Raw genomic sequence first — 12,926 nt, 5'->3', positions numbered from 1 at the left:
TTTAGGATAGGGGGTTTTTCGTGTTACTAAATATATTTTTATCGCCACAAATTATGACATATCTGTTTCATGATCGGACATACATATGAAGAAGAGCTTGTTTTAGGAAATGGCAGGTGGAGGTTGTGAGGAAAAGAAGATATAAAAGGCGGATTGTATTGTTGGTTATCTCGGCCATCATAATCGGAATGATCCTTTTTGTTATGCTTAGGCTCCCAAGCAGCCCTGAAAAAGTGGTTCATGATTTTTATATGTATGAAGCTGAGGGGAGTTTTGATCAATCATGGTCATTGTTTCACCCTGATATGAAGATTCGGTTTCCAAAAGCAAATTATATCCAAACTCGTTCACATGTTTTTATGCAGCATATGGACGTTGATACATTTTTCTATGAAATTGGTAAGGCGAAGAAAAAGAAAGGATGGAGAATGAATAAAGCAGGTAAAGTGTTTGCTGAGGTCTATGAAGTACCGGTTGACGTTACTTTTCATTCTCAATTTGGTATTTTTACGATGCAACAAAACTGTTATGTTGTGAAGGAAAAAGGAGAGTGGCTCATCCTATGGGATTATCGATTTTAGGTGTAGAATAAAGCTGAAATATTGTACTTCTCCTTTTTCATTCAAAATACGATAATAGGTTTTACATAGATCTCTTTGCACGATTACTAATTGCCTTTAGGATGAACATTTTCTCTTGTGAGGTAAGCATTGTCCAACTGCCAGCTTTAATTTTCATGACGATCGACTCCTATTTTTCAAATTATAGGGAAAAAGTACTTTCTCCTTATCAAAAGTATACCGCGAATTACGCTAATATAAACAAGATAAATTCCTACAAATTTTTTGCATAGACTCGTATTTTGTCAAACAATCGTCTGTTTTTGCTCAATCATTATTTTCATAAACTAAAAATGAAGAGGGAGGACCAAAAGCAAAGGGTCAGACCTAGCAACTACTTCATACAGTTTAAATGGAGTGTAAATAACACGATAAACTGTGTGGTGAGTGCAAGGTCAGACCCTTTTGACATTCTTCATTATTTTAATTCTAAATGTACGTTTAGCTCGTTATGAATTCTTTGTTTTTCTTCGTTACTTACAATTCCGTAGTAGATTCCATCGATTTTCTTACCTTCACTCTTAATCTCCATTTGTTCAACACTTTTCGCTGCAGCGCGATAGTGTTTTTGGATGTCGTTCATTTGCGAGAATGTAAGATTTGTTTCAATATTTTTGCTTAATGCTTCAAAAATAGTCGAGTAGTTTGTTAATGTAGCAAAGCTTGCCCCTTTATTAATGACTCCTTGAATGATTTCACGCTGTCTGTATTGACGGCCAAAGTCACCGCGTGGGTCTTCTTTTCTCATACGAGAGAAGTTTAAAGCTTTTGCTCCATCTAATTCGATTTTTCCAACTGGGAAATGATCTCCACCATAGCTAAAGTTTAAGTCATTGTTTACTTCAACACCGCCAACTGAATCTACGATATCCTTAAACCCTTCCATATTGATCTTTACGTAATAATCTAATGGAATATCGAGGAAGTTCTCGACTGTATCCATCGACATTTTCACGCCACCAAATGCATAGGCATGGTTAATCTTGTCCACTTTATTTTTGCCGATAATATCAGTTCGAGTATCGCGTGGGATACTTAACATTTTCACGGAATTTGTTTCTGGGTTAACGGTTAAAACGATCATCGTATCAGAGCGTCCACTGTCTCCATCACGTTCATCAACCCCTAGCAAGAGGACGGAAAATGGCTCCTGGTTTGTATAGACGATTTCGCTTTGTCGTTTATCAGAAATGGGACGATCTTCAATCGGTGTATGCATCGTATTAACCGCTTTTGTAAGAGAATGATAGACGGAAAATGCATAAGCGCCACCTGCTACTACCAAAATGAGAAGGGTGATACTGATAATCTTCAGCCATCTCTTTTTCTTCTTTGTTTTATTTGAACGTTTCATCTAGTACTTCCTTCCTATTTACAGAAATGGGACTTAAAATTCATTATATAGAAATTTACTAGAATTGGATAGTGTTTTATGGTGGAATAATGACTTAGACTGGCGAATCTTAACGAAAATTTAGCGAATCTTAATGTGACATATTAGACAGATAATGTTAAAATTTATAAGTATTTCCTTTAATAATGAGTGGTTATACGATGTTTGCTGAAAAGGAGTGGATTTGATTTGGTAGTTGTCTCGTTAAATAACGTCACGAAGAAAATTGGTAGTAAGACGATTATTGATAATCTTAGTTTTGATGTGCACGCGGGGGAGGTGTTTGGTTTTCTTGGGCCGAATGGTGCTGGGAAAACAACGACGATTCGGATGCTTGTTGGATTGATGAAGATAACGTCAGGAGATATTTTCATAGATGGACATAGTGTGAAAGCTAATTTTGAAGAAGCGATCAGTAAAGTGGGCGCTATTGTTGAGAATCCTGAAATGTATAAATTTATGTCTGGTTATGATAATTTGAAGCATTATGCAAGGATGGTAAAAGGCGTAACGCTAGAGCGGATTGATGAAGTTGCAGAGCTTGTTGGGTTGCAGAATCGAATGAAAGAGAAAGTGAAGACCTATTCGTTAGGGATGCGTCAGCGACTTGGTATTGCACAGGCCTTGCTTCATCGTCCCAAAGTATTGATTTTGGATGAACCGACGAATGGACTTGATCCAGCCGGTATCCGGGAAATCCGTGATTACTTGAAACGACTAGCTCGCGAGGAAGACATGGCCGTGATCGTATCGAGTCACTTATTGTCTGAAATGGAAATGATGTGTGATCGGATTGGCATCATTCAAAATGGGCGTATGATTGATGTGCAACTTGTGAATGACATGGTGAATGGCGGCAATGTTTCCTATGTGATTTCAGCAAAACCGATTGATCAAGCTTTCAATGTGTTGCAACATGCATTTGAAGGGATAAATGTGAAAATGACGAAGCAACACCTTCATGTGGAAGGTGAATCTGTTGATGTTCCGAAACTAGTAAAACGACTCGTTGAAAACCAATGTGATATTTATGAAGTGAAACAAGTCAATCAATCTCTTGAAGAGAAATTCCTTGAAATTACAAGTGAAAAAGGAGGGATCGCTTAATGGGATTACTCGCAAATGAATGGATCAAGATTTTTAAGCGGAAATCAAGTTATATTATGATTGGGATCCTTGCGATCATTGTGTTGGTTGCGGCGATTGGGATGACGTTTATAAATAACCAGGGCACTGAAACTGGCGATAATGGAAACTGGAAGACGGCACTGGAGGCAGAAAATAAAGACTTAAAGGAAGAGCTCAAGTCAACTCCAGGTCCTTATAAAAAAGAGGTTGAAAGAGTCATTGCTGAGAATGAGTACCGCATCACACATGAAATGCCAAGAGTGACGTCTTATAACGTATGGACGTTTATGAATGGGATGATGGGGTTAGTCGATATCGTAGCATTGTTTACGATCATTATCGCGGCGGGAATCGTGGCAAGTGAATTTAGCTGGGGTACGATTAAACTGTTGCTGATTCGCCCGATTAATAGAGCGAAAATTTTGTTGAGTAAATACATAACGGTCCTATTATATGCTCTATTTATGCTAGCTATTTTATTTGTTTTAAGCTTTATTTTAGGAGCTGCTTTCTTTGGGTTTGAGCAGAACCAGCCACATTTGGCCTATTTAGATGGTCAGATTGTTGAACGTGCACAAATTCCATTTTTACTTTCCCAATACGCATTGAGTTCGGTTGGCTTGCTGATTTTTACCACGATGGCGTTCATGATTTCGGCTGCTTTCCGGAACAGTTCCCTTGCTATCGGACTATCCATCTTCCTACTATTAGTCGGTAGTATTGTAACATCTATCATTGCGGGATTCTTTGATTGGGCAAAATATTTACTATTCGCAAATACGAATTTGCTTCCGTACTTTGGAACAGGTACACCGATGGTTGAAGGTATGACCTTAGCGTTCTCGCTCATTGTGCTACTTGTGTATTTCATCATCTTCCTTGTCGTAGCATTCTGGGCTTTTGTAAAACGAGATGTAGCAGCTTAATACCGTTCAAAACCGGAAACTGACGCGAATGAAGTGCATTCCAGCTTAATTCAGGTCGTTTCCATTGCAAACGGAGTGTATTCAGTCACGCAAATCCGAAATTGGTAGTTTGATATAGGTTATAAAAAACGCCAAGCCTTTATTTCCGTGTAGGATTAGGCTTGGCGTTTTTTTCAATTTTATCATAAACAGCTGCAAGGGCTTGTTCAAATTTTCCGCTCGTTTTAGGCTGGTAATATTTTTTAGTAACCAGTTTATTTGGCAAATATTGCTGTTTAACCCAGCCACTTTCATAGTTATGCGGATACAAATATTCAACGCCGCGTCCGAGTTCTTTGGCCCCCTTGTAGTGGGCATCCTTCAGATGGTCAGGTATGTCACCAGTGTTTCCGGCCCGAATATCAGCAAGTGCTGCGTCAATCGCCATAATTGCTGTGTTTGATTTAGGGGATAAGCACAGCTCGATGACTGAATTAGTGAGTGGGATACGTGCTTCCGGAAAGCCGAGGCGTTCAGCTGCTTCGACTGCTGCTAATGCACGAGGTCCAGCCTGTGGATTAGCGAGACCGACATCTTCGTAGGCAATGACGACGAGTCTACGGGCGATGCTGACTAAATCGCCTGCTTCAATTAAACGACCTAAATAATGAAGGGCGGCATTCACATCACTGCCACGAATGGATTTTTGAAAGGCAGAAATCACGTCATAATGGGCATCACCGTCTTTGTCGTGAGAAAAGCTTTTTTTCTGAATGCATTCCTCTGCAATTTCCACTGTAATCGTAATCGTCTCATCGTCGTCAGGCTCTGTTGAGATGACTGCGAGCTCTAGGGCGTTCAAAGCGCTTCTAACGTCACCATTGGAGGCGGTTGCCAAATGAAGGAGTGCTTCCTCACTTACATCTGTAGAATATTTCCCAAGTCCTCGTTCATCATCATCGATCGCACGTTTCAAAGCCGTAACAATGTCATCGGGTTCAAGTGCTTTTAATTCGAAAATTTGACAACGACTCCGAATAGCTGGGTTGATTGCATGATAAGGGTTACTTGTTGTCGCTCCTATTAATGTAATCATGCCATTTTCAAGATATGGTAACAGGAAATCTTGTTTCGCTTTGTCGAGTCGATGAACTTCGTCTAATAACAGAATGACTTTCCCTGACATTTTTGCCTCGGCAGCGACAATTTCCATATCTTTTTTATTATTAGTCACCGCGTTCAAAGTACGAAAGGCGAATTGGGTACTGCCAGCAATCGCGCTAGCAATGGATGTTTTGCCAACCCCAGGCGGGCCGTATAAGATCATCGAAGAAAGCTGTTTTGCTTTGACCATTCGATAGATAATTTTTCCCTCATCAACGAGATGCTCTTGCCCCATCACTTCCTCGATAGAACGGGGGCGCATCCTAAATGCAAGTGGTTTTATGGACATTGTCATCGCTCCTATAGCTTTTGTGTAAGATAAAGGTATCATATTTTTCACGAAAAAGAACGTAAATAGGCTAACGGAGTGTGTTCAAAAAGTTTGGTAAAGAAAAGCTTGCGAATTTCTTTGTCGCGCAATTTTGACCTTCTGTTAAAATCGCGTACGTCCTGTGCAAGATCTGTTCCTCACGTAATATTGAATACGCGAAAGATTCTCGAGATGCGCTCGCAGAATTTCTCGGCTTTTTTTATCCCGCATTAACGGGCAGTAAAACCCCACTGATTGAGGTTTCACTTTATCCTCCTGTTTGAACATGCACTAATATGCATTTTACTTAGGATTATGCTATAATTTTTAAAGCATATTAATCCGATCATGAAATAATGATATAGGTTATAAATTGAAGGAAAACATAAAGGTGGGTAAACGATGAGAATCTCGACAAAAGGCCGCTATGGCTTAACCATTATGATTGAATTGGCAAAGCAGTATGACGAGGGGAAGAGTCCGACATCGCTTAAGTCGATTGCACAGACACATAATTTATCAGAACATTATTTAGAACAGCTGATCGCACCGCTTCGAAATGCTGGCTTAGTTCGCAGTATTCGTGGAGCGTATGGCGGCTATATTTTAACGAAAGAACCGAAAGAAATTACGTCTGGTGATATCATCCGCGTACTGGAAGGCCCGATTACCCCGGTTGAAGGAATTGAGGATGAAGAACCAATTAAACGCCAACTATGGGTCCGGATTCGGGATGCAGTAAAGGATGTCCTAGACAGTACGACACTTGAGGATCTAGCGAATTATAAAGATGATAGCGAACATGATTCGTATATGTTTTATATTTAATACCTTTAAAACGGTGAAGGGATAAAAAGGGTTTAACTCCAAGACTACACTACGTAGAAGCTGTTTATACGCAATCTTCTGAAATGGTAGTTGTGGAGTTAAGCTCCTTTTTTCTTTTTAAAATACGCTGTATTATATAACATTGTTGACTTTTGGCCCATTTTAGCTCTACCTTTCAGCATAGCTGAAAGACGTGTGAAACTAGGGTTTCACACGAATGAGCCAAAAATCTTTTTAACAACAATATTGTTTAACATAGCCTTAAAATAAGTCGTTTAGTGAAATCATTGTTTTGCATCATGTCAAATAAAATTATAGAATATGACCATCATGAAAATTTCAGGATAAATTGACATGGAAAATTTATTTTCTTTTATATATCGGAGGAAGAAACGTGAAGAATGTGTATTTAGATCATGCGGCGACATCACCGATGCATCCGCGTGTGATTGATCGGATGATGGCTGTCATGAAGGATGAGTATGGCAATCCGTCTAGTATTCACTCGTACGGCCGCGCGTCGCGTCATGTGCTGGATGAGTCCCGTGCGATGATGGCTCGGAGCATTGGTGCGTTATCGAATGAAATCATTTTTACAAGTGGTGGTACGGAAAGTGATAACACGGCGTTAATTGGTATTGCGCGTGCTTATCAGCATCAAGGCAAGCATATTATTACGACAGAAATAGAACATCATGCTGTCCTTCATACATGCCAGTTTTTGGAGAAATCTGGTTTTGAAGTAACCTATTTACCTGTTAATGAAGAAGGGCTTGTTTCGGTTGAAGAGTTGCGATTGGCACTTCGGGATGATACCATCCTCGTTTCCATCATGTTTGGTAATAATGAGGTCGGAACGATACAACCGATTCAGCAAATCGGTGAGCTATTACAGAATCATCCAGCATTTTTCCATACGGATGCGGTACAAGCGTACGGTTTGGTGAAAATCGATGTGAATGAACTTCATGTTGATTTACTTTCGGTTAGTGCTCATAAAATTAACGGACCTAAAGGTATCGGATTTCTCTACATCCGAGACGGCATTAAACATCAGCCGCATTTGTACGGTGGCGAGCAGGAACGAAAGCGTCGTGCTGGAACGGAAAGTGTCCCAGCGATTGCTGGCTTTGCAGAGGCCGTTACCATTGCACAAAGCACAATTGTGGAGAAAAATGAGCTGTATGTAAGCTATAAAAAAGTTATTTTAGATATTTTTAACGATGCTGGTGTGAACTATATCGTGAATGGGTCTAGCGAATCATCATTGCCGCATGTGTTAAATATTAGTTTTCCTGGAACAAATGTGGAATCGATGCTTGTGAATTTGGATTTGGCAGGCATTGCTGTTTCAAGTGGATCTGCCTGTACAGCGGGGTCTATCGATCCTTCTCATGTCCTTGTTTCGATGTTTGACAAAGATTCTGAACGGACGAAAAACTCGATTCGCTTTAGTTTTGGCTTAAACAACTCTGAGCAAGATGTGAGACAAGCGGCATATGAAACGGTTAAGATAATCAACAGATTGTTGAAATAAAGAATTAGGTAAGAGGTGAAACATAATGAATAAAGCACCTAAAGACACGCGTGTCGTAGTCGGTATGTCAGGTGGCGTTGATTCATCTGTTGCTGCTCTGCTTTTGAAAAAACAAGGCTATGATGTAGTCGGGATTTTCATGAAGAATTGGGATGATACAGACGAAAACGGCGTTTGTACCGCAACAGATGATTATAATGATGTAATTGCCGTATGTAATCAAATTGGTATTCCCTATTATGCTGTAAACTTTGAGAAGCAATATTGGGACAAAGTGTTTACGTACTTTTTAGAGGAATATAAAGCAGGTCGGACACCGAATCCGGACGTTATGTGTAACAAGGAAATTAAGTTCAAAGCATTTCTTGAACATGCAGTCAGCCTTGGTGCCGATTATTTAGCAACGGGTCACTATGCACAGGTTGCTTACCGTGACGGAGAATATAAAATGCTTCGCGGTATTGATGAGAATAAAGATCAAACGTATTTCTTGAATCAGTTGACGCAAAGCCAGTTGGAAAAGGTCATGTTCCCACTCGGTCACATTGATAAAAAAGAAGTGCGAGAAATTGCCAAAGAAGCTGGACTTGCAACAGCAACGAAGAAGGATTCAACTGGCATTTGTTTTATCGGTGAACGCAATTTCAAAGATTTCTTAAGCAACTATTTACCCGCACAGCCCGGTAATATGGAAACGTTGGATGGAAAAGTGATGGGCAAGCATGAAGGTCTCATGTATCATACAATCGGTCAACGACACGGACTTGGTATTGGTGGCAGTGGAGAGCCTTGGTTTGCGGTCGGCAAAGACTTGAAACGGAATATATTGTATGTCGGACAAGGTTTCGAAAATGATGTGCTATACTCTGACTCACTTAAAGCGGTCAATATGAGCTGGGTTGCCCAACATGCACCTGCCGCGGAATTTAGCTGTACAGCCAAATTCCGTTACCGTCAAACGGATAGTAAAGTGGATGTGAAAGTGCTTGAAAATGGCGATGTTGAAGTCATCTTTGCTGAGCCAGTTCGCGCGATCACGCCTGGACAAGCCGTTGTTTTCTATGATGGCGATGTGTGTCTTGGCGGCGGTACGATTGATGAAGTGTTTAAAAATAATGAAAAACTGACATATGTCGGATAATGAACACCCCCAGCCGTGGTTTGGCTGGGGTTTTTGTGATTTTACTGTTTAGGTGAGAGGATCAAATGGAGATCTAGCGCGTAAATCTTAAATTCCGCTTGAAACGTACAGATTCCGACGTGCAAACACCCCAACCTGGCACGCAAATAGGCAATTCCCGCTCGTAAAATTGATTTTCGGCGCACAAATTTTGTAAAGGAAGGTTTACGCACGAAGTAGGATGAAACGAATCGTACAGAACTCACGAATCATAGATCATCCATTCATTTACCGCGCATTCCTACCGCACGATTAATGATGAGCCGACTTCTTTATGGTATACTGCTAAAGAATGAAATCTAATGGGGAAGTCCCATAAATAAAGGGTCAGACCCTTTTTTATAGATTAAATGGAGAGTGAATATGATGGATAAAAACCAACAAGGAATTCAATATATGCAAGAAGGTAAGTATGAAGAAGCGGTGAAGATTTTTTCCGAGGCGATTGAGGAAAGTCCGAAAGAGCCTGTAGCATACATAAATTTTGGCAATGTTTTAACTGCGGTTGGCGAAACAGGGAAGGCAGAGAGTTTCTATAAAAAAGCACTTGAACTCGATAAAGAAGCTGGGGCCGCTTATTATGCGCTAGGAAATCTGTATTTTGAAATGGACAAGCTAATCGAAGCGAAGGATATGTTTGAAAAGTCGCTTCGTACCGGGCTAGATACGAGTGATGCGTATTTTATGCTTGGCATAACTTTGATGCAGCTTGATCAAGGGAAACTCGCAATGCCGTACTTGCAACGTGCGGTTGAATTGAATCCGGATGATGTCGATGCTCGTTTTCAATATGCGCTTTGCTTAGCTAATGCGGAGTTGTACGATGAGCTAATTAAAGAATTGGAAATCGTGATTGAACAGAATCCAGAGCATGCAGACGCTTACTACAATCTTGGCGTGGCATTTGGTGGCTATAAAGAAAATGCTGTGAAGGCTATTGAATATTTCGAGAAAGCTTTGGAAGTGCAGCCTGATCATATGCTAGCAGCGCATGGAAAAAAATTGATGGAAACGCTGAACGAAGAATAAAATCGTTTTGGAAAGGGGGAACCGTATGAGCCAGCAGGATGCGTTGGATCTTTTTTCAGAAGAGAAGAAATTTATGAAAGGTCGGCACTTAGTGACAATTTTTCATAATGAGTCAAATTTGTATTCTGTCGTGCGGATTCGCCTCGATGAAACGAATTTGGAATACGACGAGCAAGAAGCTGTTGTAACAGGGTATTTTCCAAAGATTCATGAGCAGGAAACGTATATTTTTTATGGCACGATGAAGGATCATCCACGGTTTGGCATGCAGTTTCATGTCGAACATTTCAGGAAAGATATGCCGCAGTCGAAAGAAGGAATCGTCGCTTATTTATCGAGTGATTTGTTTAAAGGGATTGGGAAAAGAACGGCAGAAAGCATTGTCGATACACTTGGCGAGAATGCCATTTCGAAAATACTTGCCAATCCGTCACTCTTGGATACGGTTCCGAAATTATCATCTGAAAAAGCAAAAAGCTTCTACGATACATTGATTGAACATCAAGGGTTGGAACAAGTCATGATTGGGTTGAATCAATATGGATTTGGACCACAGCTTTCGATGAAAATTTATCAAATGTACCAACATGATACGTTGTCGATTTTACAAAAGAATCCTTATCAGCTTGTCGAGGATATTGAAGGAATCGGCTTTGGCCGAGCGGATGAACTTGGGTTCCAGCTTGGTATTTCAGGGGGGCATCCTGATCGAATTAAAGCAGCCTGTTTGTATACGCTTGATGCCCAATGTCTTCAAGACGGCCATGTGTATATGGAGGCTGAGGATTTACTAGAAGCAGTTAAGAGCATGCTTGAAGAAAATAAACGAGATGAAATTGAGTTTACAGCGATTTCTTCGGAAATTGTGAAGCTTGAGGATGAAGGGAAAATCAAAGTCGAGGAGCGTCGGATTTATCCGCCCTCTTTATATTTCTCAGAAAAAGGGATTGTCACGAATATAAAGAGAATTTTAGCGCAAACCGAGTATGAAGATCAATTTCCTGAATCTGAATTTTTGCTGGCGCTTGGTGAATTAGAGGAGCGGCTTGGCGTCGATTATGCCCCGGCTCAGAAAGAAGCGATTCAGACGGCGCTTCAGTCGCCGATGTTGATTTTGACAGGAGGACCGGGAACGGGGAAAACGACAGTTATTAAAGGAATCGTTGAGCTGTATGCAGAGCTCCATGGTGTGTCCATGGACATTCACGACTATAAAAAAGAGACTGAACCATTTCCGTTTGTCTTGGCAGCACCGACTGGACGTGCGGCAAAGCGAATGGCAGAATCCACAGGTTTGCCGGCTGTAACTATTCATCGGCTTCTCGGTTGGAATGGGAGTGAAGGATTTTCCCATGATGAAGAGAACCCGATTGAAGGGCGAATTGTGATTATTGATGAAATGTCGATGGTTGACACATGGCTTGCTCATCAGCTGTTAAAAGCTTTACCTGAACATGTACAGCTTATTATGGTTGGAGATGAAGACCAGCTCCCATCGGTTGGTCCCGGTCAGGTGTTAAAGGATTTACTGGCATCACAATCGGTTCCGATGGTTGGCCTTGAGCAAATTTACCGCCAGGCAGATGGTTCTTCGATTATTGAACTTGCCCATGAAATTAAGCGAGGAAGATTGCCTGCGAGTTTCAGTCAGCAGCAAAGCGACCGTTCCTTCATCCGCTGTGGCACAGGACAAATCGCCCAAGTCGTTGAAAAAGTCGTCGCGAATGCCCGTAATAAAGGCTTTACATCAAGAGATATTCAAGTGCTTGCCCCGATGTACCGGGGGCCGGCGGGGATTGATAATCTAAACAAAATGCTTCAAGAAGTGTTCAACGGCAATGCTGATGCGAAAAAACGGGAGCTGAAATTTGGCGATGTCGCTTACCGGAGTGGCGACAAAGTATTACAACTCGTCAATCAACCTGAAGAAGGCGTCTATAACGGCGATATGGGCGAAATAGTCTCCGTCCTTTTTGCCAAGGAAAATACGGATAACGTCGATAAGTTAGTCATTTCGTTTGAGGGAATCGAAGTAGTCTATACGCGGCAAGATTTAAATCAAATTACCCATGCTTATTGCTGCTCGATCCATAAATCACAAGGAAGTGAATTTCCGATTGTGATTTTACCTGTCGTCAAAAGCTATTATCGAATGTTGCGGCGAAATCTATTGTACACGGCGATTACAAGAAGTAAAAATTTCTTGATTTTATGCGGGGAAGAAGATGCCTTCCGTCAAGGAATTGAACGCAATAATGAAATGAAGCGCAAAACGACATTGATGCAAAAACTACAAGCAACTGACATGGAGGAAACTGATACTACAGAGATTATAGAGACTGAAGCAGCAGTCGATCCTTTCGAAATGCTCATGAAGGTTGACCCAATGATTGGCATGGAACACGTTACACCATATGATTTTATGTAACCAAACATGGAAAACCTTTCAGTTCATCTTTGTTTGTCTAAAGACAAATACTAAAGATGTTCGGAAAGGTTTTCTTTGCATAAGGGTATGTATCATGGAAAAAATGGGCATAATCGTAGCGAATGAAATGTTGAAAGATCATTTCGGTCTATGAAGAGGTAGGTGTCCATTTTGGAAATTAAATGCCCGAATTGTAACAGTAAAGATGTAGGTAAAATCGGTGTCAATCAGTTCTATTGTTGGAATTGTTTCATTGAAATGAGTGTAATGAAAGGGATCATTAATACCCATCAAGTCGAGGAGGACGGAAGTTTAAGCTCGTTGGACGACTTGTTTGAAGAAGATGATCGCCGTTTGAGTATGTAAACGCGAGAAAAGAGGTGCAGCAATGAGGGGACGTTCAA

Annotated in this window: 11 protein-coding genes; 9 read left to right on the top strand and 2 right to left on the bottom strand. The window is 40.8% G+C overall.

What is annotated here, in order from left to right; translation table 11 throughout:
- The first annotated feature begins 125 nt into the window (after positions 1-125).
- On the top strand, positions 126-581 hold the full coding sequence (locus JNUCC23_RS15125) for a hypothetical protein (RefSeq protein WP_454212173.1): 456 nt from the start codon (positions 126-128) through the stop codon (positions 579-581).
- Between the two features lie 457 nt (positions 582-1,038).
- On the opposite strand, the gene tagU is transcribed toward JNUCC23_RS15125, so the two are convergent.
- Positions 1,039-1,974, bottom strand: coding sequence for a polyisoprenyl-teichoic acid--peptidoglycan teichoic acid transferase TagU (gene tagU, locus JNUCC23_RS15120; RefSeq protein ID WP_403069859.1), 936 nt, complete (start codon positions 1,972-1,974; stop codon positions 1,039-1,041).
- Between the two features lie 228 nt (positions 1,975-2,202).
- Between tagU and JNUCC23_RS15115 the strand changes: the two genes are divergently transcribed.
- A complete protein-coding gene (locus tag JNUCC23_RS15115; RefSeq protein WP_062177721.1) occupies positions 2,203-3,120 on the top strand; it encodes an ABC transporter ATP-binding protein in 918 nt (305 codons plus the stop codon).
- Positions 3,120-4,067 (top strand): ABC transporter permease, encoded by a 948-nt coding sequence (locus tag JNUCC23_RS15110; RefSeq protein ID WP_062177724.1) that lies wholly within the window; start codon positions 3,120-3,122, stop codon positions 4,065-4,067. The genes JNUCC23_RS15115 and JNUCC23_RS15110 overlap by 1 nt, the downstream gene beginning before the upstream one ends.
- Positions 4,068-4,206: 139 nt before the next feature.
- Here JNUCC23_RS15110 and JNUCC23_RS15105 read toward each other — a convergent pair whose 3' ends face one another.
- Complete coding sequence (locus JNUCC23_RS15105; protein ID WP_454212170.1) at positions 4,207-5,499, bottom strand: replication-associated recombination protein A; 1,293 nt, start codon at positions 5,497-5,499, stop codon at positions 4,207-4,209.
- Positions 5,500-5,922: 423 nt separating this feature from the next.
- On the opposite strand from JNUCC23_RS15105, the gene cymR reads away from it, so the two are divergent.
- From cymR to JNUCC23_RS15075, 6 genes are all read left to right on the top strand, one after another.
- The gene (gene cymR, locus JNUCC23_RS15100) at positions 5,923-6,348 is read left to right on the top strand and encodes a cysteine metabolism transcriptional regulator CymR (protein WP_454212168.1); all 426 of its coding nucleotides are present in this window, start codon (positions 5,923-5,925) and stop codon (positions 6,346-6,348) included.
- A 394-nt stretch (positions 6,349-6,742) separates the two neighbouring features.
- Positions 6,743-7,885 (top strand): cysteine desulfurase family protein, encoded by a 1,143-nt coding sequence (locus JNUCC23_RS15095; protein ID WP_454212166.1) that lies wholly within the window; start codon positions 6,743-6,745, stop codon positions 7,883-7,885.
- A 25-nt stretch (positions 7,886-7,910) separates the two neighbouring features.
- A complete protein-coding gene (gene mnmA / locus JNUCC23_RS15090; protein ID WP_403069872.1) occupies positions 7,911-9,026 on the top strand; it encodes a tRNA 2-thiouridine(34) synthase MnmA in 1,116 nt (371 codons plus the stop codon).
- A 405-nt stretch (positions 9,027-9,431) separates the two neighbouring features.
- Positions 9,432-10,094 (top strand): tetratricopeptide repeat protein, encoded by a 663-nt coding sequence (locus tag JNUCC23_RS15085; RefSeq protein ID WP_454212164.1) that lies wholly within the window; start codon positions 9,432-9,434, stop codon positions 10,092-10,094.
- A gap of 25 nt (positions 10,095-10,119) precedes the next feature.
- A complete protein-coding gene (gene recD2, locus JNUCC23_RS15080; protein WP_062177735.1) occupies positions 10,120-12,522 on the top strand; it encodes an SF1B family DNA helicase RecD2 in 2,403 nt (800 codons plus the stop codon).
- A 177-nt stretch (positions 12,523-12,699) separates the two neighbouring features.
- A complete protein-coding gene (locus tag JNUCC23_RS15075; protein WP_028391909.1) occupies positions 12,700-12,888 on the top strand; it encodes a hypothetical protein in 189 nt (62 codons plus the stop codon).
- Positions 12,889-12,926 lie beyond the last annotated feature (38 nt).

The sequence above is a fragment of the Peribacillus sp. JNUCC 23 genome, from assembly GCF_053653995.1.
The sequence above is the reverse complement of the archived record's forward strand: the minus strand, read 5'-3'. Positions and strand labels throughout refer to the sequence as shown.